21 protein-coding genes are annotated in these 24,796 nt (G+C 72.1%); 17 read left to right on the top strand and 4 right to left on the bottom strand.

Features of this window, described 5'->3' with window-relative positions; translation table 11 throughout:
* Window positions 1-59 precede the first annotated feature (59 nt).
* From ACFC8N_RS22040 to ACFC8N_RS22010, 7 genes are all read left to right on the top strand, one after another.
* A complete protein-coding gene (locus ACFC8N_RS22040) occupies window positions 60-431 on the top strand; it encodes a hypothetical protein (RefSeq protein WP_362821927.1) in 372 nt (123 codons plus the stop codon).
* Window positions 428-4,825, top strand: a complete 4,398-nt coding sequence (locus ACFC8N_RS22035) for a DUF6531 domain-containing protein (protein WP_376289195.1) — start codon at window positions 428-430, stop codon at window positions 4,823-4,825. The genes ACFC8N_RS22040 and ACFC8N_RS22035 overlap by 4 nt, the downstream gene beginning before the upstream one ends.
* On the top strand, window positions 4,813-5,283 hold the full coding sequence (locus ACFC8N_RS22030; protein ID WP_356024393.1) for a hypothetical protein: 471 nt from the start codon (window positions 4,813-4,815) through the stop codon (window positions 5,281-5,283). The genes ACFC8N_RS22035 and ACFC8N_RS22030 overlap by 13 nt, the downstream gene beginning before the upstream one ends.
* Before the next feature lie 386 nt (window positions 5,284-5,669).
* Window positions 5,670-6,059 carry an Imm50 family immunity protein gene (locus ACFC8N_RS22025; RefSeq protein WP_376289193.1) on the top strand — a complete coding sequence of 130 codons (390 nt, stop codon included), beginning with the start codon at window positions 5,670-5,672 and terminating at the stop codon, window positions 6,057-6,059.
* Between the two features lie 35 nt (window positions 6,060-6,094).
* Window positions 6,095-6,355 carry a hypothetical protein gene (locus ACFC8N_RS22020; protein ID WP_376289192.1) on the top strand — a complete coding sequence of 87 codons (261 nt, stop codon included), beginning with the start codon at window positions 6,095-6,097 and terminating at the stop codon, window positions 6,353-6,355.
* A gap of 83 nt (window positions 6,356-6,438) precedes the next feature.
* Entirely contained in the window at window positions 6,439-6,747 is a 309-nt protein-coding gene (locus ACFC8N_RS22015) for a barstar family protein (RefSeq protein ID WP_376289191.1), read from the top strand.
* Window positions 6,748-6,813: 66 nt separating this feature from the next.
* Entirely contained in the window at window positions 6,814-7,662 is an 849-nt protein-coding gene (locus tag ACFC8N_RS22010) for a GNAT family N-acetyltransferase (protein ID WP_376289189.1), read from the top strand.
* Between the two features lie 18 nt (window positions 7,663-7,680).
* Here ACFC8N_RS22010 and ACFC8N_RS22005 read toward each other — a convergent pair whose 3' ends face one another.
* A complete protein-coding gene (locus ACFC8N_RS22005; RefSeq protein ID WP_376289187.1) occupies window positions 7,681-8,754 on the bottom strand; it encodes a questin oxidase family protein in 1,074 nt (357 codons plus the stop codon).
* A gap of 140 nt (window positions 8,755-8,894) precedes the next feature.
* Between ACFC8N_RS22005 and ACFC8N_RS22000 the strand changes: the two genes are divergently transcribed.
* The gene (locus tag ACFC8N_RS22000) at window positions 8,895-9,425 is read left to right on the top strand and encodes a GNAT family N-acetyltransferase (protein ID WP_356024378.1); all 531 of its coding nucleotides are present in this window, start codon (window positions 8,895-8,897) and stop codon (window positions 9,423-9,425) included.
* Window positions 9,426-9,497: 72 nt separating this feature from the next.
* Window positions 9,498-11,204, top strand: coding sequence for a proline--tRNA ligase (locus ACFC8N_RS21995; RefSeq protein WP_356024376.1), 1,707 nt, complete (start codon window positions 9,498-9,500; stop codon window positions 11,202-11,204).
* A 96-nt stretch (window positions 11,205-11,300) separates the two neighbouring features.
* Here the strand turns inward: ACFC8N_RS21995 and ACFC8N_RS21990 are convergent, their stop codons facing one another.
* From ACFC8N_RS21990 to ACFC8N_RS21980, 3 genes are all read right to left on the bottom strand, one after another.
* Window positions 11,301-12,200: an aminoglycoside phosphotransferase family protein gene (locus ACFC8N_RS21990; protein WP_376289185.1), complete on the bottom strand. Its 900-nt coding sequence runs from the start codon at window positions 12,198-12,200 to the stop codon at window positions 11,301-11,303.
* A 61-nt stretch (window positions 12,201-12,261) separates the two neighbouring features.
* The gene (locus tag ACFC8N_RS21985; RefSeq protein WP_362821921.1) at window positions 12,262-12,780 is read right to left on the bottom strand and encodes a ferritin-like domain-containing protein; all 519 of its coding nucleotides are present in this window, start codon (window positions 12,778-12,780) and stop codon (window positions 12,262-12,264) included.
* The gene (locus ACFC8N_RS21980; RefSeq protein ID WP_376289183.1) at window positions 12,777-13,283 is read right to left on the bottom strand and encodes a hypothetical protein; all 507 of its coding nucleotides are present in this window, start codon (window positions 13,281-13,283) and stop codon (window positions 12,777-12,779) included. Before ACFC8N_RS21980 ends, ACFC8N_RS21985 begins: the two co-directional genes overlap by 4 nt.
* Window positions 13,284-13,528: 245 nt before the next feature.
* On the opposite strand from ACFC8N_RS21980, the gene rimP reads away from it, so the two are divergent.
* The 8 genes from rimP (at window position 13,529) to ACFC8N_RS21940 (ending at window position 24,675) form a co-directional block, all read left to right on the top strand.
* A complete protein-coding gene (gene rimP, locus ACFC8N_RS21975) occupies window positions 13,529-14,038 on the top strand; it encodes a ribosome maturation factor RimP (RefSeq protein ID WP_362821919.1) in 510 nt (169 codons plus the stop codon).
* Window positions 14,039-14,040: 2 nt separating this feature from the next.
* Window positions 14,041-15,027, top strand: a complete 987-nt coding sequence (nusA, locus tag ACFC8N_RS21970) for a transcription termination factor NusA (RefSeq protein ID WP_376289181.1) — start codon at window positions 14,041-14,043, stop codon at window positions 15,025-15,027.
* Window positions 15,028-15,167: 140 nt separating this feature from the next.
* Complete coding sequence (locus tag ACFC8N_RS21965; RefSeq protein ID WP_079176982.1) at window positions 15,168-15,464, top strand: YlxR family protein; 297 nt, start codon at window positions 15,168-15,170, stop codon at window positions 15,462-15,464.
* A gap of 147 nt (window positions 15,465-15,611) precedes the next feature.
* A complete protein-coding gene (gene infB, locus ACFC8N_RS21960) occupies window positions 15,612-18,704 on the top strand; it encodes a translation initiation factor IF-2 (RefSeq protein ID WP_376289179.1) in 3,093 nt (1,030 codons plus the stop codon).
* Between the two features lie 251 nt (window positions 18,705-18,955).
* Window positions 18,956-19,249 (top strand): DUF503 domain-containing protein, encoded by a 294-nt coding sequence (locus tag ACFC8N_RS21955; RefSeq protein ID WP_356024361.1) that lies wholly within the window; start codon window positions 18,956-18,958, stop codon window positions 19,247-19,249.
* Window positions 19,250-19,310: 61 nt separating this feature from the next.
* Window positions 19,311-19,763: a 30S ribosome-binding factor RbfA gene (gene rbfA, locus ACFC8N_RS21950; protein WP_356024358.1), complete on the top strand. Its 453-nt coding sequence runs from the start codon at window positions 19,311-19,313 to the stop codon at window positions 19,761-19,763.
* On the top strand, window positions 19,760-20,665 hold the full coding sequence (gene truB / locus ACFC8N_RS21945) for a tRNA pseudouridine(55) synthase TruB (RefSeq protein ID WP_362821917.1): 906 nt from the start codon (window positions 19,760-19,762) through the stop codon (window positions 20,663-20,665). The genes rbfA and truB overlap by 4 nt, the downstream gene beginning before the upstream one ends.
* Window positions 20,666-20,940: 275 nt before the next feature.
* Window positions 20,941-24,675 (top strand): trypsin-like peptidase domain-containing protein, encoded by a 3,735-nt coding sequence (locus tag ACFC8N_RS21940; protein WP_376289177.1) that lies wholly within the window; start codon window positions 20,941-20,943, stop codon window positions 24,673-24,675.
* Window positions 24,676-24,796: the final 121 nt, after the last annotated feature.

Genomic DNA, 24,796 nt, shown 5'->3' with positions numbered 1-24,796 from the left:
TCTTGCCAACTAGGGTCTTCGGACCGATGAGTTGGCTGACGGGGGAGGGGCGCGGCACCATGGGTGACCAGGGCGGCGGCGACGGCAAGATTCTCGACATCAAGATCGAGGATCTGAAGAAGACGGCTCCGCATTTCCATACGCACAGTACCGATCTGACCAAGGCGCTGACCAAGCTCAAGACGGCGCTCGCGGCGGCCGGTTCGCCGTGGGGTGACGACAAGCAGGGCAAGGAGTTCCACGACACCTACGGCCCGCTGGTGACGAAGATCGAGCACGCCGCGGACGTCCTCTCCCAGGGTCTGGCCAGCATCGAAGAAGCGATGACCGACATGGCGGACGGCCACATCGACAACGAGCAACTGGTCCGCTCGATGTTCAGCCGGATCCATCCGAAGCCGGGTGGTCAGGGCGGGGGTCAGCCGAAGTGAGTGCGGCGGACAAGGCGAAGCAGATCGTCCAGGACATGACCGGCATGTGGTGGCCGGCGGCCGACGAGGACGGGCTGCGGGCGGCGGCCAAGGCCTGGCGTGACTTCGCCGATGACATCGAGACGGTCATGACCGCGGCGAACAGGACGGCCCGCGGGATCATCGAGGACAACAAGGGCGAGGCGATCTCCGCCTTCGACGACCCCTACTGGCGCCGTTACTACAACAACGGCCACGGCTGGCTGAAGGACATGGCCGACGGCGCCCGGGACATGGCCAAGGCGCTGGACAAGTACGCCGACGCCGTCCACCACGCGGTCGTGAAGCTGGAACACGAGCTGGAGATCGTCGGGGCGACGATCATCGCGGGTACGGCGTTGGCGATCTTCACGGCCGGTATCTCCGAGGGCGCGGCGGCCGCGGCCACGGCGGGCGTCGTGGAACTCGCCGGAACCCTGGGCGTCGAGGTCTCCACCGAGATCGCCACGATCGCGGGCACCACCCTGGCCACGGCCGCGATGGGCGGCATCGAGTCGGTGACGGTCGACCTGGCGGTCACCCAGCCGGTCTCGATGGCCACCGGTGAGAGCAAGGGCTTCAACCTGGACGAGGTCAGCGACTCGGCCGTGTCCGGGATGGAGTTCGGCGGCATGTTCGGCGGCGCCGGTGCCATGGCCAAGGTCGCGGGCGAGGCGGGCGGCTTCCGCGCCCTCTTCGACGGGGTCTCCGTCCCCGGAATCCGTGCGCTGCCCAGCGAACTGGACGGGTTGGGCGACGTCGCGGCGGCGGACACCCGCAGTGCCGCCCGCCAGGCAGCGGGCGAGGACCCGGAAGGCACTGCGGAGAACCCCAAGAACAAGGTCGAGGACGACAACACCGACCCGGTCGACCTGGTCACCGGCAAGATGTACCTGCCGCAGACCGACGTCACCCTCCCCGGCACGCTCCCTCTCGTCTTCACGCGCCGCGTGGAGTCCGGCTACAAACTGGGCCACTGGTTCGGCCCGTCCTGGTCCTCAACTCTCGACCAGCACCTGGCGATCGACGCCGAGGGCGTCATCTTCGTGACGGAGGACGGCCTCCTCCTCACCTACCCCCACCCCCGGTCCGACACCGCGACACTCCCCGCCCACGGCAGCAACCGCTGGCCCCTGGTCCGGGTGGACGGCGGCTACACGATCACGGACCCGCTCTCGGGCCGGGTCTGGCACTTCGCCGACCAGTCGGCGGACCGGGCGGTCCTGGAGCAGATCGACGACCGCAACGGCAACTGGCTGACCTTCGAGTACGACGCGCAGGGCACCCCACTCGCCATCGTGTCGTCCGCCGGCTACCGCCTGAAGATCACGACACAGGGTGACCGGGTGACCGCCCTGCACCTGGCCGGCGCGGGGCCGGACGGCACCGACACGGAACTGAAGCGCTACGCCTACTCCCCGGAAGGCCACCTGACGGAGGTCGTCAACTCCTCCGGCCTCCCCCTCCGCTTCGGCTACGACGACCGAGCTCGCGTGACGTCCTGGACGGACACGAACAACCGCAGCTACACCTACGAGTACGACGACCGGGACCGCTGCGTCGCCGAGAGCGGCTCACATGGCCACGTAGCGCTGCGCCTGTCGTACGACGGTACGGATCCGGCGACGGGTCACCGCGTCACCACCACCGTGACGGACGAGGGCCACACCCGCCGCTACGTGATCAACGACTCCGGCCAAGTCATAACCGAAATTGATCCGCTGGGTGCGGCGACCCATTTCACCCGTGATCGCTACAACCGCGTGCTGTCCCACACCGACCCGCTGGGCCACGCGACGATGTACCGCTACGACGACGAAGGCAACCTGACCGCCATCATCCGGCCCGACGGCCAAGAGGCCCGCGTCGAGTACGGAACCCACGGCCTGCCGACACGAATCACGGGCACTGACGGCAACACCTATCGCCATGCCTACGACGAGCGGGGCAACCGCATATCGGCAACCACCCCGTCCGGTCAGACGACTCACTTCGCGTACTCGGAGGCCGGTCACCTGACGTCTGTGACCGACCCGCTCAGCCACACGACAGCCATCCGCTGCAATCAGGCGGGCCTCCCGATCGAGGTGACCGACCCGCTGGGCGCGGTCACTCGTTACACCCGGGACGCCTTCGGCCGCCCCGTGGACGTCACCGATCCCACAGGTTCGACCACTCGCTTGGCCTGGACGGTGGAAGGTCACCTTGCCCGCCGCACGGCTCCCGACGGCACCACGGAGACATGGACGTACGACGGAGAGGGCAACTGCACCAGCCACACCGACCCCGCCGGTGGCGTCACCCGCTTCGAATACACCCACTTCGACCTGCTGAGCGCCCGCACAGGGCCGGACGGGGTCCGCTACGAATTCACTCACGACACCGAACTGCGACTCACTCGAGTCACTAATCCTGACGGTTTGAACTGGAGTTACACATACGATCCCGCAGGCCGTCTCGTATCGGAGTCCGACTTCGACGACCGCGTCCTGACCTACACCTACGACGTCGCAGGCCGGCTCGCCACCCGCACCGACGCCCTCGGCCAGCAGATCGCGTTTGAACGTGACGCCCTGGGCCGGGTCACTACCAAGAACGCCGCAGGCTCCATCACCACCTACGCCTACGACTTCACCGGCCGACTGGCCCATGCCACAGGCCCGGACGGCAGTGTTCTCGAGCTACTCCGTGACCGTTACGGGCGTCTCAAGTCCGAGACGGTCAACGGCCGGACGATGACATACGGTTATGACGCTCTGGGTCGCCGCGTCGGCCGCACCACGCCCACCGGCGCACACAGCACCTGGTCGTTCGACGCGGCAGGCAACCGCCGTCAGTTGACGGCCAACGGGCACACCATAGATTTCATCTACGATGAGGCGGGCCGCGAACTCAACCGTCATGTCGATGAGTTCCTCTCCTTCGCCAACACGTTTGACGACGCGGGACGCCTTGCTGCCCAGTCGGTGACGTCACCGGACCACCGCACGCTGCAGAGGCGCGCATACACCTACCGTGCCGACGGCCATCTGACCGCCATCGAAGCTCAGTTGGGTGGCAGACGCGACTTCGACCTGGACGCGAGCGGCAGGGTCACCGCCGTTCGAGCGGAGGGTTGGACCGAGACCTATGCCTACGACGGGGCAGGCAACCAGGCACAGGCAACCTGGCCGGCCTCTCACCCCGGTCACGATGCCACAGGGGAACGCACATACCTCGGCACTCGGATCACTCGCGCAGGAAGCGTCCGTTACGAGCACGACTCCCTCGGACGCATCACTCTCCGCCAGAAGACCCGACTCTCCCGTAAACCGGAAAACTGGCGCTACACATGGGACTGCGAGAACCGGCTCACTTCCGCCGTCACGCCGGACGGCACTCGCTGGCGCTACGTCTACGATCCGCTGGGCCGACGCGTGGCGAAACTCCGCCTCGCAGGGGACGGTGAAACGGTTGTCGAGCGGACCGACTTCACCTGGGACGGCACCACCCTCTGCGAAGAGACGACGACATCCACGGACTTGCCCAGCCCGGTCACCCTCACCTGGGACTATCAGGGGCGGCGCCCCATCGCCCAGACGGAACGGGTTCACTCCGCCCGTGTTTCCCAGGAAGAGATCGACAGCCGCTTCTTCGCCATTGTTACCGACCTGGTCGGCAGCCCCGTCGAACTCGTCGACGAGCATGGTGAGATCGCCTGGCGTACCCGCAGTACCCTCTGGGGCACTACGGCATGGAACGCCGACGCCACCGGATACATCCCGCTGCGCTTCCCTGGCCAGTACTACGACCCCGAAACCGGCCTCCACTACAACTTCTTCCGCCACTACGACCCTGAAACCGCGCGTTACGTCACCCCGGATCCCCTCGGCCTCGCGCCCGCCCCGAACCCCAACACCTACGTGTCCAGCCCGCACCTCTGGACGGACCCCCTCGGTTTGTCCCCCTACCCGCAGGGGGGGAAGGTACCGATTTACCGAGGTACAAGCATGATGGCGGAGAATATGATTGCGGACGAGACGGGTCTGCTCATGAGCGAGTCGGCCAGGAACGTGTACTACTCGACCGGCTCCGTCGAGGATGCTCTCCAGGCTTCGGAAAGGGCGCACGCCGCTGCTCTCGCGGAGTGGGGTGGTCCCGATGCCCTTGCTCAGGCCCATTCGGAGTTCGGAACGGAGATGCAGCAGGCATACGGCCCCCGTTCGGTGATGTCGTTCACGACAGACCCGGAGGTCGCGAAGTACTTCGCCAACGGGGGTCCCGTATATCGTGCCATGATCGACCCGAGCGAAGGGATCTGGCAGAGCTTGCCTGGAGCAGGGGAGAGCGAAGTGTTGATTCCGAACATGATCAAGGTGGAACCGTGGGCAGGCTGACAGTGAAGTTCGGACGGTGGGAGACGCAGTACTTTCCTGCAGGAGAACTCGTCGAAGCGGACGAACCGATCGCCACGTTCGACGAGTTGGAAGACCGACTGCTCGCGGCTCATCCGCGGATGCGCCGGATCGTGCTCCGGGGACGTCCTGGCTGGCCGCTGCACCGCTATTACCTGCACTGGAGTGACGGTACTGACTTGTCAGCCCTGGACAGCCGTGTCGCCGCCGGTACGGCGACGGGGGAGGACTTCTCCGGAGCCGTCGTAGGAGAGCCCTACCTGATTACCCATCCCGTCTGCGGTTCGGAATTCCGAGTGGTCCATCTCACGGTTGATGTTCCCTTGTTCCCCGACCTTGTCGAGCGCTATCGGGCCCACTCGTTCCGTGCGGAGTGTCCGGTGTGTGGAGGACGTCTAACCGGCAGTGTGCTGGAATTCATCACTCCACAGGAAATGTGACTCCCTTCCTGGAGGAACTCGGCGAATGTGAGATGACGTAGGACAGGCTGCCTGCCGCGGTCCTCGACGCGAGCCGCTTCGGCTCAGCGCACTGCAGCAGTATGTCGCCATCCCTCGTCGGTTGCGAACTCGTCGTCCTTGCTCGGGCCTTCGGGCTGGTGTGCAGACTGAGGGGGCGCGGCGCGGGCGGCGTACGACGACCACGCCGGACGTCGACGGGTTGTCTCCGCCTCGTCGCCCGCCGTAGCCGTAGCAGGATCCGGCGCGGTCGGCCGCATCACCGTGCGGGACTTCGGAGAGAATTTTTCGGTGGATCTGAGCTACTGGGACGTGGCGCTACGACCCGAAAAAAGTACGAGTTCCCCAGGCCGGAAGGCTGAGTCGGCATGTCATGGACCTCCCTGTTGCACAACCCGGAGGGCATTACCTCCGTCTACCAGGGCAACCCGCCGGACCTCGTGGGCGTTCACCTGCACGAGGCGGTACTCCGTACAGACGGACCGACCTTGACGCTGCGCCTGGATCTCGCGCGATACCCGGAACAGCCTCCGCGTAAGTGGGCGGTGCAGCGTTTCAACACCACGCAGGTCGAGATTTCGTTCAGCGGTATCAAGGAGATCGCGCTGGAAGGCTTCGGGACCGATATCAGAGCAGATGTCTCACTGACCTCCGACAACGGTGTCACCCTTAACCTGACGTCATCTGAGGCTCGTATTCGGGTCGTTGCTGACACGGCCTTCATCTCAAAGCTGACCGCATACGCCAATGAAGTCTGAATCCGATGTTCCGGCGGTGGAGCATGAGGAGCGGCATGGCGTTCCGTAATCATCAGGAGCTGGAGGTGACCGTGATCGCGGTGGCTCCTGCGGGAGCAAAGGTCGAAGCCGGCCGCGAGGCCGGCTTCATCGACCAGGCGAAGCATCCCTCCTGGTGGGACGAGAGCGAGGCACCACCCCAGGTCGGTGACCGGCTGCACGTCGTCGTCCTCGACGCGAGCCGGGAGCCTCCCCGGCTCAGTGCGCTGCAACGGGACATCGACGTCGCGCGGCGGCTGCGAGATGCCGGCGCCTGAGTTTCCTGTCGGGGTGTCTGGCCTGCCACGCCCCCGCTGCCTTTCCCGGACGGCTGGACCGCGTCGGGTGCCGACACGGCTCAGTGTCGACTCCGGTTCCTGGCAGTCGCCGACCTGGTGCTGTCCGCCTGGGAACCACCCGTGACGGCCCGCGGTGCGCCCTGCGGGACTGCCTGCGCGATCTCCACTGGATGGCTGCCACGCGCTTCCTCGTCGTCATCGACGACGCCGTCGCGGTCCTGTCGGAAGCCCCTGACGAACGCGAGATCCTCTTGCGGGCCCTGGACGACGCCGTGACCTTCTGGGCGGGGAGACCCGGATTGCCGGGGCAGGAGAGGAGCAGCTTCGAGGTCGTGCTGCCGGGTCCGCCCGCAGCCGGATCGCACCACTAAGCGCTCCACCACCCCTCGGGGTACAGTGCGGAGGATCAGCAGATCCCCAGCCCCGAGGCCCCGCACGTGTTGACCCAGACCACCTCACGGGTGCTCGAACCGAGCGACCTGGACGCCGCGCTCGCCGTCCTCCACCGCGAGCCGGTCACGAACGCGTTCGTGACCTCGCGCGTCCAGATCGCCGGCCTCGACCCGTGGCGGCTCGGCGGCGAGATGTGGGGCTGGTACGAGGACGGCATGCTCACGTCCCTGTGCTACGCGGGGGCGAATCTGGTGCCGATCTGCGCCACCCCGCGTGCCGTGCGGGCCTTCGCCGACCGGGCCCGCAGGGCCGGGCGGCGCTGTTCCTCCATCGTCGGGCCCGCCGAGGCCACCGCCAGGCTGTGGCGTCTGCTGGAGCCGCACTGGGGACCGGCCCGTGAGGTCCGCTCCCATCAGCCGCTCATGGTCACCGACCGGATGTCCGCCGACGTCGCCCCGGACCCGTACGTCCGCCGCGTCCGCAAGGACGAGATGGAGACGATCATGCCGGCGTGCGTGGCGATGTTCACCGAGGAGGTCGGCGTGTCCCCGATGGCCGGGGACGGCGGCCTGCTCTACCAGGCCCGCGTCGCCGAGCTCGTCGGCGCCGGCCGCTCCTTCGCCCGCGTCGACGAGCACGGCAAGGTCGTCTTCAAGGCCGAGATCGGCGCCGCGACCAGCCAGGCCTGTCAGATCCAGGGCGTGTGGGTCGCTCCCGAGTACCGGGGCAGGGCGCTCGCGGCACCGGGCATGGCGGCGGTCCTGCGGTACGCCCTCGCCGACGTCGCCCCCGTGGTGAGCCTGTACGTGAACGACTTCAACACGGCGGCGAGACGGACGTACCACAGGGTCGGCTTCCAGGAAGTGGGCGCGTTCATGAGCGTCCTCTTCTGAACGCCACCACCCTCTCGCTCACATGCCCTCGATCAGTTCCGCCGCCCGGATCACCGCCGCGAGCGCCTCGGGGCGTCCGGTGCGCCGGTGCACGTCGAGGCAGGTGTCGGCGAGCTTGATGACGTGCGCGTCCCCGTGCCGGGCGGCCAGCTCGAACGTCTCCTCCGCCGACTCCGGCGCGGCCGGCAGGCCGTCCTGCGGGGCGGGGGCGGCCGGGCGGTAGGCCGCGGTGACGGCCGCGGCGGCGGTCCACGCCGCGTGCAGAGTCGGCACCCACTGGGTGCGGGGGAGCGCCGGGAGGGTCCGCAGCGCCGCCATGGGCGCGGTCGCCGCGTGCACCAGCATGACGGGCGAGCCGTGCGCGTGGGGCAGATAGTGGAGCGCGGCGGCGGACGTCACGTCGGCCAGCAGCTCGCGCGCCTGGTCCGCGTCCGCGGCGGGCCGGAGCGCGGCCGGGGCCGCGGGCCAGCCGGCCGTCTCGGGCAGCTGGCCGAGCCGGTGGTTGATCCCGGCGCTCCGGTCCGGGACCGGTGGCACCGCGGCGAGGGCGGACGCGGGGTCGGCCGCCCCGGACGGCGCGACGACGGTGACCGGCTGCCAGCGCGCCGCCCAGTACCCGAGCGCCTGCCCCAGCTCGGTCAGCCGAGGATCCGCCCCGCCGTTCCCGTCGGCCCCGCCATCTCCGCTGTTTCCGTCGTCGAGCAGGGCGTGCACCGCGTGGCCCGTGCGGATCACGCCGTGGGTGGCGCCCGCCGCGATACCGGGCAGCAGCCTCGGCCACCACGTCTCCAGCACCGCGCGCCAGGGCCGCTCCCGCACCTCGCGCTCGAAGTACACGAGCCAGTCGCCGAGCCGGCGCGGGTCCCCCAGCGCCGTACGCCAGTCGTCGGCGGTCACGGGCGACGTGCCGCGCGGCAGTTCGTCCAGCCGGTCCATGTAGCGGTCCAGCCAGCGGTGCACCCGGTCCCCGTGCCCGTTCCTGACCAGTGCCTCCACGGCCATCGGGCCGTGGTTGCTCAGCCAGCCCTCGAACTCCGGCCCGCTGTGGTGCAGTCGTTCGTATGCCTCGTCCAGACTGCTGTCGATGCTCATGACATCCGACCGTAGGCAGTACCCGCCCGCCGGTCATCGGCCGCCGGATCGAGCCGCACCCCTGCGCCGGTCCTAGGCCCCCGGTCGCACCCCGTCCGGAGGCGGACCGGGCCCCGTCGGCTTCCCTGTACCCTCCCCGCATGGACCTCGTCATCGGCCCCCTGGACCTCGCCGCCCACGTCGACGAGGCCTTGGCCGTGCAGGCCGTCGCCTTCGGGCTCGGGCCCGACGAGGTCGCCGTACGCCGGCAGATCGTCCAGCGGCACATGCAGTACCGGGGTGCGCGGGCGCTCGGGGCCACCAGCCGGGGGCGTCTGGTCGGGTTCGTCTACGGCATGCCGAACTCCCGCACCCACTGGTGGTCCACCGTCGTGGAGCCCTACCTCCGGGCCAACGACAACGCCGACTGGCTGGACGACTCCTTCGTCATCACCGAACTGCACGTCCACCCCGGTCATCAGAACCGGGGCATCGGGCGGCGGCTGATCACTATGATCACCGACTCCGCCGCCGAGCCCCGCTCGATCCTCTCCGCGATCGACACCGACAGCCCCGCCCGCGGTCTGTACTTCTCCCTCGGCTACGTCGACCTCGCCCGCCAGGTCCACTTCCCGAGCGCGCCGCGGCCGTACGCCGTGATGGGCGCCCCGCTGCCGCTGCGCGGGCGCTAACCGATTTCCGCCCGCACAGGCGGCCCGGCTAACCTCCTGACATCACCCTTACCCGGCAGGAGTACGAGAGCCATGGCGAAAGCACCGGTCCAGCGCATGTCCCAGTTGATGGCGAAGACCCTGCGCGACGACCCGGCGGACGCCGAGGTCCTCAGCCACAAGCTCCTCGTCCGCGCCGGCTACGTCCGCCGCACCGCCGCCGGCATCTGGAGCTGGCTGCCCCTCGGCAAGAAGGTCCTCTCCAACGTCGAGCGGATCGTGCGCGAGGAGATGGACGCCATCGGCGCCCAGGAGGTCACCCTCCCCGCGCTGCTGCCCCGCGAGCCGTACGACGCGACCGGCCGCTGGGACGAGTACGGCCAGGAGCTGTTCCGGCTCAAGGACCGCAAGGGCGGCGACTACCTCCTCGGCCCCACCCACGAGGAGATCTTCACCCTCCTCGTCAAGGACCAGTGCACGTCCTACAAGGACCTGCCGGTGATCCTCTACCAGATCCAGAACAAGTACCGCGACGAGGCCCGCCCCCGCGCCGGCATCCTGCGCGGCCGCGAGTTCCTGATGAAGGACTCGTACTCCTTCGACACCGAGGACGAGGGCCTCGCGAAGTCCTACGCCCTGCACCGCGAGGCCTACCAGCGCATCTTCGAGCGCCTCGGCCTCGACTACCGCATCTGCGCCGCGACCGCCGGTGCCATGGGCGGCTCCAAGTCCGAGGAGTTCCTCGCCCCGGCCGAGGCCGGCGAGGACACCTTCGCCGACTGCCCGAACTGCGACTTCGCGGCCAACACCGAGGCGATCACCTACGCCCTCAAGCCGGTCGACGCGGCGGACGTGCCCGCGCTGGAGGAGATCCCCACCCCGGACACCCCCACCATCGAGACCCTGGCCGCCTCCCTCGGCGTCCCCGCCTCCGCCACGCTGAAGAACCTGCTGGTCAAGGTGGACGGCGAGATCGTCGCCGTCGGCGTGCCCGGCGACCGCGAGGTGGACCTGGACAAGGTCGAGGCGCACTTCGCCCCGGCCACCGTCGAGATGGTCACCGAGGCCGACTTCGCCGCCCGCCCCGACCTGGTGCGCGGCTACGTCGGCCCGCAGGGCCTCGGCGAGAAGGTCACCTACATCGCCGACCCGCGCGTGGCCCCCGGCACCTCCTGGATCACCGGTGCCAACAAGGACCAGACCCACGCCAGGAACGTCGTCGCGGGCCGTGACTTCGAGGTCGCCGAGTACGTCGACGTCGTCGTCGTGCAGGAGGGCGACCCCTGCCCCCAGTGCGGCACCGGCCTGAAGCTGGACCGCGCTATCGAGATCGGCCACATCTTCCAGCTGGGCCGCAAGTACGCCGACGCCCTCAAGCTCGACGTCCTCGGCCAGAACGGCAAGCCCGTCCGCGTCACCATGGGCTCCTACGGCATCGGCGTCTCGCGTGCCGTGGCCGCGCTGGCCGAGCAGAACGCCGACGACAAGGGCCTGGTGTGGGCCAGGGAGGTCGCCCCGGCCGACGTCCACGTCGTCGCCGCCGGCAAGGCCCTGCAGACCGAACTGGCCCTCGACGTCGCCGAGAAGCTGGCCGCCGCGGGCGTCCGCGTCCTGGTCGACGACCGGGCCGGGGTCTCGCCGGGCGTGAAGTTCACCGACGCCGAGCTGATCGGCGTCCCGCAGATCCTGGTCGCCGGCCGCCGCTCCGGCGAGGGCGTCGTCGAGCTGAAGGACCGCAAGACCGGTGAGCGCGAGGAGCTGCCGGTCGAGGACGCGATCGCCCGCCTCACCGCCCAGTAGGCCCTCGGCGACGCACAAGCCCCCTGGGACCCGCGGTGGTCCCAGGGGGCTTGTGCGTCGCGGCTCGCCGCCGGCCGGCGAAGCCTCTTGAGCCCCTTACAGCCAGCCGGCGAACTCCAGCAACAGCTCGCCGTCCTTCGGCCGTCCCACCCGCAGGGCCCGCACCCCCGACTCCACCGCCCGGAACAGGGTCCAGCCGCGCAGCCGTTCCTGGTCGACCTCCAGCGACTCGGCAAGCCGCTTGATCCGCCGCCGTACGGTCGCCGCGCCCGAGGGCGACGCGATCAGGTCCTCCACCCGGTCCCGCACCAGCCGCGCCAGATCGAAGGCGCACTCGCCGGCCACCGGATCCGGACCCACCGCCAGCCACGGCATCCGCTCCCCGGACAGCACCTTGCTCTGCCGGAACGTGCCGTGCAGCAAGCGGTGTTCGGGCGGCGCGGCGAGCAGTTCCTCGCGGGCCGTGAGCGCCGCGTCGACCAGCGGTGCCACCTCCGGGCCGGCGTCCGCGCCCGCCCGCATGGCCGTCGCCTGCCGCCCGGTGCGCTCGGCGACCGTCTCGAAGACATGGTCCGCGGGCGGCTCGACCCACAGCCGGCGCAGCGTCCCCGCCGCCTCCAGCAGCGCCTTCGCCTCCGGCAGCGACCGCACCGACACATCCGGGTGCAGCCGTTCCAGCAGCAGTACGCCCTCCTCGGCCCCGTCCTCCAGCAGCTCCACGGCGCCCAGCCCGCCCCAGTGCCTCAGCGCCGCCCGCTCGCTCTCCGGGCGGGCCCGGGGCGGGGCCAGCTTCAGCACCGCCGGGGTGCCGTCGGCGCGCCGCACCAGCAGCACCAGGCTGCTGCGCCCGCCCGGCACCTGCACCCGCTCCACGGTCAACTCCCGCTCGGCGACGGCCCGTTCGGCGGCCTTGGGCAGCTCCGCCAGCCAGGCGTCGCCGTCCGGTGCCGTCTCACCGAGCGCCTTGACGAGGCGCGGCGGCGGTTCGAAAGCCATGCGCGAGCGTTTCCCTTCGGGTCAGAGATCGTGTCGTTGCGGAGCGGACCGGGTCACCGGCTCACGGTGACACCGAGGCGGAGGCCGACGGGGTCGCACCGGCCGGGCCCGTCCCCTCGGCGGCCCCCTCGGTGGCCCGCTCGGCGAGCCCAGGGAAGGCTACGCTCTGCCCGCTCCAGCGCGCCGCGCGCACCGCGGCCTCCCGCAGCGCCCCGGCGGCAGCGCCGCGCCGCGTGCCCGTCGCCGCCCGCACCAGGTCGGCGTACGCCCCGGCCAGGCGCTGCTCCAGCTGTGCGGCGAGCCGCAGCGCCGCCGCCGCGTCCGGCACCGGGAAGGGCAGCGCGTAGGCGGCGTCCGCGGCGACCGGCAGGCCGCCCAGGTCGCGCACCTCGCGGGCCAGCGCGTCCCGGCCGGCCCGGTGGGCGTTCCAGGCCGCCAGTGCCTCGGCGCGGCGCGCCTCGGCGATCCGGCCGCCGACGACGCCGTACCCGTACACCGCCGCGTGCTCCGCCGCCAGCGCCGCCTGCAGCGCGGTCAGCTCGGCCTTCCTGGTCTCGTCCTTGGTCCTGTCGCCGCTCATTTGGCCCCCTCCGTCAGCAGGTACGCGTGCGCCGCCCCGGCCGCCGCCACGGACGCCAGCAGCCGCGCCGGCTCGCCCGGCACGTCGAGCAGGGTCTTGGCGCGCCGGTCGGCGAGCGTGCGCTCGGCCGCCGCGAGCGCGGCCAGGGCGTCCTTCTCGGTGGCCGGGACGGCCGGGGTGGGAGAAGGAGAGGCCGAGGACTTCTCGGGCGTGGGGGGCGCACCGTCCGCGAACGCCGCGACATGGGCCGCCACCTGCGCCCGCAGCGGTCGCAGCCGGTCCGCGAGCCCGGGGTGGGCGGCGAGGGCGGCGTCGTAGCGCGCCAGCAGCGCCCGGCTGTCCGCGGCCGCACGCGTGCGTGCCCGCTCGGTCACCGAGGGGGCGCCGCCGCCGGAGCCGGGACCGGACGTGCAGCCCGCCAGCAGGGCGGCACCGGCGGTCGAGGCGAGCAGGGTTCTCCTCCGCGGACCCGAGAGGGCGCGCGGGGTTGGCGGGTACGGCACGGCTGACGTCCTCGGGGGGCTCGTACGAACACACGGGCGGGAGGGCGGCCCGCCGTGATCACGGTACCCGCGCATCCCCCCGCTTCATGTCACCGGCTCAGACAGCCCACCCGAGGGGCGCTCGGGTGCACCGGACGCCCGCCCTCGCCTCGGGCGGGGACAGCGACACCCCCCGCGACCGGATACCCTTTGACCAGACACGCGACCCATCCCACAACAGCACACGCGGCCGAGGAGTCACCCGGATGAGCACCACCCAGAGCGAGAGGCTGCGAGAGCTGCTGGAACCGCTCGTCACCTCCCAGGGGCTGGATCTCGAAGAGATCGCTGTGGACTCCGTCGGACGCAAGCGGGTGCTGCGCGTGGTCGTCGACTCCGACGAGGGAGCCGATCTGGACGCCATCGCCGATGTGAGCCGTGTGCTCTCGGCGAAGCTCGACGAGACCGACGCGATGGGCGACGCGGCGTACGACCTGGAGGTCGGCACCCCCGGCGCGGAGCGCCTCCTCACCGAGCACCGGCACTTCGTGCGCGCCACCGAACGGCTCGTGAAGTTCCAGCTGACCGAGGGCGGCGAACTGGTCGCCCGGATCCTGACGGTCGACGAGGACGGTCTCGACGTCGAGGTCCCCGGAGTCAAGGGCCGCAAGGCGACCAGCCGCAGGCTCGGCTTCCCGGAGATCGCCAGGGCGCGCGTGCAGGTCGAGTTCAACCGCAAGGACAAGAAGGACATGAAGGAAGAGGAGGAGGCGTAGCCGTGGACATCGACATGAGCGCCCTGCGGGGCTTGGTCAGGGAGAAGGAGATCTCCTTCGACCTGCTGGTCGAGGCGATCGAGTCGGCCCTCCTCATCGCCTACCACCGCACCGAGGGAAGCCGCCGACACGCGCGCGTGGAGCTCAACCGGGAGACCGGGCATGTGACCGTGTGGGCGAAGGAGGACCCCGAGGACCTGGAGGAGGGCCAGGAGGTCCGCGAGTTCGACGACACCCCGTCCGGCTTCGGCCGGATCGCGGCGACCACCGCCAAGCAGGTGATCCTCCAGCGGCTGCGCGACGCCGAGGACGACGCGACGCTCGGCGAGTACGCCGGCCGCGAGGGCGACATCGTCACCGGCGTCGTCCAGCAGGGCCGCGACCCGAAGAACGTGCTGGTCGACATCGGCAAGCTGGAGGCCATCCTGCCGGTGCAGGAGCAGGTGCCCGGCGAGACCTACCCGCACGGCATGCGCCTGCGGTCGTACGTCGTCCGGGTGGCGAAGGGCGTCCGCGGTCCGTCCGTGACCCTGTCCCGCACGCACCCCAACCTGGTGAAGAAGCTCTTCGCCCTGGAGGTGCCGGAGATCGCCGACGGGTCGGTCGAGATCGCGGCGATCGCCCGCGAGGCCGGTCACCGCACCAAGATCGCCGTGCGGTCCACCCGTTCGGGCCTGAACGCCAAGGGCGCCTGCATCGGCCCGATGGGCGGCCGGGTGCGCAACGTGATGGGCGAGCTGAACGGCGAGAAGATCGACATCGTCGACTGGTCGGACGACCCGGCGGAGATGGTGGCGAACGCCCTGTCACCCGCTCGGGTGAGCAAGGTGGAGGTCGTCGACCTCGCCTCCCGCTCCGCCCGGGTGACCGTGCCGGACTACCAGCTGTCGCTGGCGATCGGCAAGGAGGGGCAGAACGCCCGCCTCGCCGCGCGCCTCACCGGCTGGCGCATCGACATCCGCCCGGACACCGAGCAGCCCGCCGAGTAGGAGCCGGGCGGACCGGCGCCGCCGGGCCGCCGGGAATGGATCCAAGCCGCAGATCGTTGGGTTGACAGCTGGTTTGCGACAACAGCCGTTCGATCTTTCCCCCGGAGGGGTGAGGTCGGTGCGGGGAGGTAGACTTAACTGTGTCTGGCCGGACGCACGCCCGAGCATGCCCTGAACGCACCTGTGTGGGGTGCCGGGAGCGGGCGGCCAAGAACGATCTCCTGCGGATCGTGCGGATCGAGGACGCGTGCGCCCCCGATCCGCGCGGTACGCTGCCCGGCCGGGGTGTCTATGTACATCCCGCCCTGGTCTGTCTCGATCAGGCGGTACGCCGCCGGGCGTTCCCGCGGGCACTTCGCGCCCCGGGAGCGCTCGACACAAAGGCGTTGCGCCAGTACGTCGAGCGGACAACAGTTGTCGAGCAGGCAACACCGTAAGGAAGTGGTGCGCGGACCGTCCGCGTGACCAGGTACCCCGCGAGTTGGAAGTAGGTCGAGATTGCGATGAGCACTCGATGAGCACGCGATGAGTACGCCCATGAAGTAGCGACGGTCCGGACGCAACCCGGACCTCAAAGGAGCGAAGTGGCTAAGGTCCGGGTATACGAACTCGCCAAGGAGTTCGGCGTGGAGAGCAAGGTCGTCATGGCCAAGCTCCAAGAACTCGGTGAATTCGTCCGTTCGGCGTCTTCGACCATCGAAGCGCCGGTTGTACGCAAGCTGACCGACGCCTTCCAGGGCGGTGGCAACGGCAAGTCCGCCGGTAAGCCCGCCCCGCGCAAGGCTTCCCCCAAGCCCGCCGCGCCCTCTCCGGCGCAGGCGGCACGTCCGGCTGCCCCGAGGCCGCCGGCCCCCAAGCCTCCGACGGCGCCCGCTGCCCCGCAGCCGGCCGCCTCGTCGGCTCCCGCGCCGTCCGCGCCGGCCCCCGGCCCGCGTCCGGTGCCGGGTCCCAAGCCCGCGCCGCGCCCGGCCCCGGCAGCCCCGGAGTTCACCGCTCCGCCGGCCGCTCCGGCCGCCGCCCAGACCCCGCAGGCCCCGGCCGCGCAGGGTCCGCGTCCCGGCGCCCGCCCCGGTGCCCCGAAGCCCGGCGGTCGTCCCGCTCAGGGCCAGGGCCAGGGCCAGGGCCGTCCGGGCCAGGGTGCCCCGCGTCCCGGTGGTCAGGCCGCGCGTCCGGGCGCCCGTCCGGCCGGCCCGCGTCCGGGTAACAACCCCTTCACCTCCGGTGGCTCCACCGGCATGGCCCGTCCGCAGGCCCCGCGCCCGCAGGGCGGTCCCCGTCCTGGTGGCCACGGCGGCCATGGCGGCCCCGGTGCCCCCGGCGCCGGTCCGCGTCCGCAGGCTCCCGGCCAGCAGGGCGGCGGTCCCCGTCCGCAGGCTCCGGGCGGTTCCCGTCCGTCGCCCGCCGGCATGCCCCGCCCGCAGGGCGGCCCGCGTCCCGGCCCGGCCGGTCCGCGTCCGAACCCCGGCATGATGCCGCAGCGTCCTGCTGCCGGCCCGCGTCCCGGCGGCGGTGGCCCCGGTGGCCGTGGTCCCGGTGGCGGCGGTCGTCCCGGCGGCGGCGGTCGTCCGGGCGGTGGCGGCGGCTTCGCCCGTCCCGGCGGCGGTGGCGGCGGCTTCGCCGGTCGTCCCGGCGGTCCCGGTGGCGGCGGCGGTGGCGGCGGCTTCGCCGGTCGTCCCGGCGGTCCCGGCGGTGGCGGCGGCGGTCGTCCCGGCTTCGGCGGCCGTCCCGGCGGTCCCGGTGGCCGTGGTGGCACGCAGGGCGCCTTCGGCCGTCCCGGTGGTCCGGCGCGTCGTGGCCGCAAGTCGAAGCGGCAGAGGCGCCAGGAGTACGAGGCCATGCAGGCCCCGAGTGTCGGCGGCGTGATGCTGCCGCGCGGCAACGGCGAGACCATCCGTCTCTCCCGCGGCGCGTCGCTCACCGACTTCGCGGAGAAGATCAACGCCAACCCGGCGTCCCTCGTCGCGGTCATGATGAACCTCGGCGAGATGGTCACGGCCACGCAGTCCGTCTCCGACGAGACGCTGCAGCTCCTCGCGGGCGAGATGAACTACGCGGTTCAGATCGTCAGCCCGGAGGAGGAGGACCGCGAGCTGCTGGAGTCCTTCGACATCGAGTTCGGCGAGGACGAGGGCGACGAGGGCGACCTGGTGGTCCGTCCGCCGGTCGTCACCGTCATGGGCCACGTCGACCACGGTAAGACCCGACTGCTCGACGCCATCCGCAAGACGAACGTCATCGCGGGCGAGGCCGGCGGCATCACCCAGCACATCGGTGCCTACCAGGTCTCGACCCAGGTCAACGACGAGGACCGCGCGATCACCTTCATCGACACCCCGGGTCACGAGGCGTTCACCGCCATGCGTGCCCGTGGTGCCCGGTCGACCGACATCGCGATCCTGGTCGTCGCGGCCAACGACGGCGTCATGCCGCAGACGGTCGAGGCGCTGAACCACGCCAAGGCGGCCGACGTGCCGATCGTGGTCGCGGTCAACAAGATCGACGTCGAGGGTGCCGACCCGACCAAGGTGCGCGGTCAGCTGACCGAGTACGGCCTGGTGGCCGAGGAGTACGGCGGCGACACGATGTTCGTCGACATCTCCGCCAAGCAGGGTCTGCACATCGACTCGCTGCTGGAGGCCGTGGTCCTCACCGCGGACGCCTCGCTCGACCTGCGGGCCAACCCGGCCCAGGACGCGCAGGGCATCTCGATCGAGTCCCGTCTCGACCGCGGCCGCGGTGCCGTGGCGACGGTCCTCGTCCAGCGAGGCACCCTGCGGGTCGGCGACACGATGGTGGTGGGCGACGCCTACGGCCGTGTGCGCGCCATGCTCGACGACAACGGCAACAACGTCGCCGAGGCCGGCCCGTCGACTCCGGTCCAGGTCCTGGGTCTGACCAACGTCCCGGGTGCGGGCGACAACTTCCTGGTGGTCGACGAGGACCGTACGGCCCGTCAGATCGCCGAGAAGCGCGCCGCCCGCGAGCGCAACGCCGCGTTCGCCAAGCGCACGCGCCGCGTGTCGCTGGAGGACCTGGACAAGGTGCTGAAGGCCGGCGAGGTCCAGCAGCTGAACCTGATCATCAAGGGCGACGCGTCCGGATCGGTCGAGGCTCTGGAGTCCTCCCTGCTCCAGCTGGACGTCGGCGAAGAGGTCGACATCCGCGTCCTGCACCGCGGCGTCGGTGCGGTCACGGAGTCCGACATCGACCTGGCGATGGGCTCCGACGCCATCGTGATCGGCTTCAACGTCCGCGCGGCCGGCCGCGCGGCGCAGATGGCCGAGCGCGAGGGCGTGGACGTCCGGTACTACTCGGTCATCTACCAGGCGATCGAGGAGATCGAGGCGGCCCTCAAGGGCATGCTCAAGCCGGAGTACGAAGAGGTCGAGCTCGGTACGGCGGAGATCCGCGAGGTCTTCAAGTCGTCCAAGCTGGGCAACATCGCCGGTGTCCTCATCCGCTCGGGCGAGGTCAAGCGCAACACCAAGGCGCGCCTCATCCGCGACGGCAAGGTGGTCGCGGAGAACCTCAACATCGAGGGTCTGCGTCGCTTCAAGGACGACGTCACCGAGATCCGCGAAGGCTACGAGGGTGGTATCAACCTCGGAAACTTCAACGACATCAAGGTCGACGACGTCATCGCGACGTACGAGATGCGCGAGAAGCCGCGGGCGTAACGGCCGACGGATTCTGATGCTGGCCGGCGGGATCTCGGTCCTGCCGGCCAGCTCGCCGTTCCCGGAGGCTCCGCCCCCGGACCCGGGCAAGGCCGGAGGTCCGGGGGCGTAGCCCCCAGGGCCGGTCGCGCAGGCCACGGTGCCGAAACCCTGTCGAGCCACCGGCAGGTACGCGGTACCGTTCTTGATGTCCCCGGCCACACGGCCACGGGGCCATCGATCCCGTACCGGCGGGTGAACCGGTTACACACATGTACGTGGGGACTCTGTCCTTCGACCTCCTCCTCGGCGACGTCCACTCGCTGAAGGAGAAGCGCTCCGTCGTCCGCCCGATCGTCGCCGAACTCCAGCGGAAGTACGCGGTGAGCGCGGCCGAGGTGGACCACATGGACCTCCATCGCAGGGCCTGCATCGGCCTGGCGCTGGTCTCCGGCGACGCGGGGCACCTGAGCGACGTACTCGATCGGTGCGAGCGGCTGGTCGCGGGCCGCCCCGAGGTGGAACTGCTCTCGGTCCGACGGCGTTTTCACGGCGACGACGACTGAGCGACGACCGAGCGACGACGACTGAGCACAGAACGAAGAAGAAAGAACGGGAGACGGACCAGTGGCCGACAACGCGCGGGCGAAAAGGCTGGCGGACCTCATCCGAGAGGTGGTGGCCCAGAAGCTGCAGCGCGGGATCAAGGACCCGCGGCTCGGCTCGCACGTCACCATCACGGACACCCGGGTCACGGGCGACCTGCGGGAGGCGACCGTCTTCTACACGGTCTACGGGGACGAAGAGGAGCGGACGGCCGCGGCCGCCGGCCTGGAGAGCGCCAAGGGCATCCTGCGCTCCGAGGTCGGCCGTGCGGCCGGTGTGAAGTTCACGCCGACCCTGACCTTCGTCGCGGACGCCCTGCCGGACACCGCCCGGACCATCGAGGACCTCCTCGACCGGGCCCGGCAGTCCGACGCCGCGGTGCGCGAGGCGTCCGCGGGCGCCGCGTACGCCGGCGAGGCGGACCCGTACAAGAAGCCGGGTTCCGACGAGGAGACGGACGACAGCGCCGAATGACCAGCAAGCCCACCCCGCCCGACGGCCTTGTCATCGTCGACAAGCCGTCGGGCTTCACTTCGCACGACGTGGTCGCCAAGATGCGCGGGATCGCCCGGACCCGCCGCGTCGGCCACGCCGGCACCCTCGACCCGATGGCGACCGGCGTGCTGGTCCTCGGCGTCGAGCGGGCCACCAAGCTCCTCGGCCACCTCGCGCTGACCGAGAAGGAGTACCTGGGCACCATCCGCCTGGGCCAGAACACGCTCACCGACGACGCCGAGGGCGAGATCATCTCGTCCACCGACACGTCCAAGGTGGCCCGGGACGCCGTCGACGCCGGCATCGCCAAGCTGACCGGCGCCATCATGCAGGTGCCGTCCAAGGTCAGCGCCATCAAGATCGACGGCGTGCGGTCGTACAAGCGCGCCCGCGAGGGCGAGGACTTCGAGATCCCGGCCCGCCCGGTGACGGTCTCGTCCTTCACCGTGTACGACATCCGGGAGGCGGTCGCCGAGGACGGCACGCGGGTCCTCGACCTGGTCGTCTCCGTCGTCTGCTCCTCCGGCACCTACATCCGCGCCCTCGCCCGCGACCTGGGCGCCGACCTCGGCGTCGGCGGCCACCTCACCGCGCTGCGCCGCACGCGCGTGGGGCCGTACAAGCTGGACGCGGCCAGGACCCTGGACCAGCTCCAGCAGGAGCTGACCGTGATGCCCGTCGCCGAGGCCGCCGCGGCAGCGTTCCCGCGCTGGCAGGTGGACACCAGGCGGGCCCGGCTGCTGCTGAACGGCGTACGGCTGGACATGCCCGGCGAGTACGCGGGCCGCGGCCCGGTGGCCGTCTTCGACGGGGAGGGCCGTTTCCTGGCGCTCGTCGAGGAACAGAAGGGCAAGGCCAAGAGCCTGGCCGTCTTCGGCTGAGACAGCGCTTCCGGGGCGTGCGCGGCACGGACGCGTGTTCGCCCGTGGAGCGGCGGCCTGCCACGGGGCGGGCTCCTGCCGCCGCTCCACGGTCCCCCCTCGGTTCCCCCATCCCTAGGGTTATCCAGCGGCACCCGCCTATTCACCCGTCCGGGCAGGCGCTCGGAGTGAACCGGGGGAGCGGACGGGGGCGCGTTCGCCACGCGATCTGTCCCGCCGATCATCGCGCGCCTACCGTCGAGGACAGGCAGGGGCACGGGCGGGGAGGTACGGCCATGGCGGGACGGGGCCCGCGTACCGGAAGCGGTCGCGGGGAGGCGGGAGACGGTCGCCGAGAGCCGGGGGACGGCATCGGCCGCACATCTGCGCCCCCTCCCCCCGCCCCCACCGGCCCCGCCCTGGTCCAGATCCGTGACCTGGCCGGCCGCCCCCGCGGGGTCGGTTTCCTCGCCGATCACGACGGCACCCTGCTCACCAGCCACGAGGCGGTCGACGGCCTGCCCCGGCTCGTCCTGCGCGCCCCGGCCGAGTCCGGAGACGGCCACGACGGCGCCGGTACCGGCGAGCGCGTGTGCGTGGTCGACGCCGGCGCCGTCACCCCGCTGCCCGGCCAGGACCTGGCCCTGGTGCGCACCGAGGGGCTGGGCGTGGCCCCGCTGCCGCTGACCGTGCGGGAGCGGATCGACGCCGGCACCTACGTACGGCTCCCGGCGGGCTGCTGGCGCGAGGCGAGGGTGCTGGCCGCCACCGAGGCGACGTACACCGCCACGGACCGCTTCCACCCGGTCCCCGAGGCGCTGGAGCTGGCCATCGGCACCGCGGGCCGGGACGCGCTGCGGCTCGGCTGCGGGGCGGCCGGGGGACCGGTGCTGGACGCGCGCACCGGCGCGGTCCTCGGCGTCCTCGGCACGGCCCTGCACACCGGGCAGCGCGACGCGGCGTTCGCGGCGCCGCTGCGGCCCACCGCCGACGGCCCCCTCGCCGACCTGCTCGCCCGCAACGCGGCGACCGTGCCCGCGTACGGCGCCGACCTCAACCTGGCCGGCATCCTGGAGCTGACCGCCACCTCGGTCGGCCAGGACGGCCCCCGCGCCCGCCCCGGCGGCGGGCCGGAACCCGTCGAACGCTACGGCGTCGCACGGGAGTTGGCGGCCTTCGCGGACGGTGACCGGTCCGTCCTCGCGCTCGTCGGCACCGCGGGCAGCGGCCGTACGACGGAACTGGCGGCCCTCGCCGCGCGCCGGGCCCGTACCGGACGGCCCGCGCCCACGCTCTGGCTGCGCGGCGCCGACCTGGCGGACGGTGACGGCTCCGTGGCCGACGCGGCCCGCCGCACGCTGGAGCGGGCCGCCCGGATCGTCGCCGCCCCCCGGCGTACCCCCTGCGGCGACCTCGGCGACATCACCCCCGAGCGGCTGGCCCGCCTCGCCGCCCGCGCCGGGCGCCCGCTGCTGCTCCTCCTCGACGGCCCCGAGGAGATGCCGCCCGTCCTCGCCCACCGGCAGCCCGACTGGATCCGCGGCACCGCCGACTGGCTCCGCGAGACCGGGGCACGGCTGGTGGTGGCGTGCCGGGAGGAGTACTGGGAGCGAGCGGGTACGGAATTCCCGCCGGACCAGCTGTACGCCCCGGCGGCCCCCGCGGCGCCGACGGCCCCCACGGCTCGCGCGACGGGCCCCGCGGCTCCGCTGACCGCCGCGGCTCCGGCCGCCGGGCGTGCGGCTCCGGGGGTCCCCGCGCCTCCGACCACCGCCGCCGCCCCCGACACGTCCACCACCGCCTCCACCCCGGCCCCGGCCTGTGCCCCCTGTCCGCCCGGTCCTGCGCTGCCGCCCTGTGTCCGGCTCACCGCGCTGACGTCGGACGAGGCCCGTCGCGCCCGTGCGCGGTACGGCGTCCCCGAGGGTGTGCTCGTCGGCCGGGACGCCCGGCATCCGCTCGTCCTGCGGCTGCTGGCCGAGATCCGCGCCGCCGCCCCCGACACCCCTGCCGCCGCCGGACCCGTCGACCGGCACGAGGTGTTCGCCGCCCACCTCGACCTGATGTGCCTGCGCATCGCGGTCCGTCTCGCCGCCGGGAACGACGGCCCGCGCGGTACGGCCGTACGGCGGCTCGCCGCGCGCGTCGCCGGACAGGTGCACGAGGCCGCCCGGCGCAGTCTCGGGCCCGGGCAGGGCGAGCTGGACCGGGAGTCCTTCGAGGCGGTGTTCCCGTGGGGGCCCGCCCCGGCCCGCCTCGGCGGCGGCACGGGCTGGGCCTCCGCCGTGCTCGCCGAAGGCCTGCTCGTCCCGGCCGGCACCGGCTACCGCTTCGCGCACGAGGAGCTGGCCGACTGGATCCAGGGCATGCACCTCGACCTGGACGAGGCCCTGCACGCCCTCGTCCACCGCCCCCGCGCCGCGCACGAGAGCGCGCCCGTGCCGGTGCCGCACCACCGCGCCGGCCCGGTCGTGCAGGCCCTGCTGCTGCTCGCCCGGCAGTGCGGACCCCGTCAACTCACCGCCCGCCTCAGGGACTTGACCGACGCCCTGGACCGGGACCCCGGCTCCTGGTGGGCCGCCCGGCTGCTCGCCCGTACCCTGCACCAGGTCCCGGACGCGACGCCGTACACCGAGGTGCTGCGGCTGCTCGCCGAGCGGATCGTGGCCTGGCGCCGGGCGGGGCGGACCGTGCCGGCCGAGTTCGGGCCCGCCTTCTGGACCGGGCTGCCCCTCCCGGACGCCGCACGCCTCGATCTGCTGCGCCGGCTCGTGCTGGCCGACCAGGTGCCCCCGGAGCCCGGCGGGCGCTACCTCGACGCCGTGGCCCGGCTGCTCGCCGCCGCCCCCGCCGTCGTACAGCCGGAGCTGATCCGCTGGTTCGCCGACGAGCGGCCGCTGCCCGCGACGCCGCACGCCACCGTCGCCACGGCCGCCCAGGCGCTGCTGCACACCCACCGGCACGGCGCGCTGGACGACCTCACCGACCTGCTGGCCGCGAGCCCCCACCGCCGCGCCGACGAACTGCTCGGCACGCTCGCCGAGGACGAGCCGGCGGCCCTGTGCCGGGCCGTCGACCGCTGGGCGCACGACGAGCGCGCCGTCCGACGGGCGGCGGCCGTCGCGTTCGGGCTGCGTACGGCGCCGCACGCGCGCGCGGAGGCCGACCGCGCGCTGCTGCGGCTCGCCGCCCTCGCCCTGCTCGCCCGCCCCGCCGACCGCTTCCTGCACGGCGGCGCGCTCGCCCTGCTGGTCCACGACCCGCACACCCGGGACACGTACCTGCCCGCCGCCCTGCGGTACTTCGCCGACGGCGACCCGCACGTCCCGCCCGGTGCCCTGGCCCCGGCCCTCGCCACCCATCCCGAACCGGTCCTGGAGGCCTTCCGCACCCGGCTGAGCGCCTCGGACCCGCCCGACGCCGTGCGCCTGCTCGCGGCCCTCGCCGACGCCGCCACCCCGACCCTCGCGCGCGCCGTCGCCGGCCTCGCCCGGGATGCCGTACGGCTGCGTCCACAGGGCGCGGGACACCTGGCCGGGCAGCTCGCCCACCACGTCGACCGGCGATTCGAGCAGCAGGGGCCCACCGCGCGCCCCGTCCTCCTGCCCCTCGTCACGGGCCTGCTGGACGACGGCCCCGAACCGCTGCGCGCCGCCCTCGCCGCCGTCCTCGCCGCCCCGGGCACCCCGGCCTCCCGCCCGCTGCGCCGCGAGCTGCTGGAGGTGCTGCTGGCCGGCGAACAGGAGCCGTCCGTCCTGGCCGCCGTCCTGCACGCGGCGGCCGCGCACGGCGACCGCCGCGAGGAGGAGACGCGCGGGCTCGTCCACCGCACCGGTCTGCTCCTGGTCCGTACGCCCGAAGGCGCCACCCGCTTCGACCGCGGCCTGGTCGACCTGGGCCGGCACGTGCCCGGTTTCGCCGCGCTGATGGCCCGCTGGCTGAGCGCGACCCCGGAGGACTGGGCCGCCGTGGTGGGCCCCAGCACGCGTCGCACGCTGGAGAGCCTGGCCGGCGTCCGGGTACCGGCCTGAGCAGCGCCGACGGCATAGCCGTGAACGTGCGCCCGGTCACAGCCCCGACACCGATGCGGGGCGGGGGCACCCGGCATGGCACCCTTAGACCTGCGCAAGTCGTGAGAGTCAATGAGAGTCA

This window comes from Streptomyces sp. NPDC055966, assembly GCF_042269865.1.
In the GTDB taxonomy this organism is placed as follows: domain Bacteria; phylum Actinomycetota; class Actinomycetes; order Streptomycetales; family Streptomycetaceae; genus Streptomyces.
The sequence above is the reverse complement of the archived record's forward strand: the minus strand, read 5'-3'. Positions and strand labels throughout refer to the sequence as shown.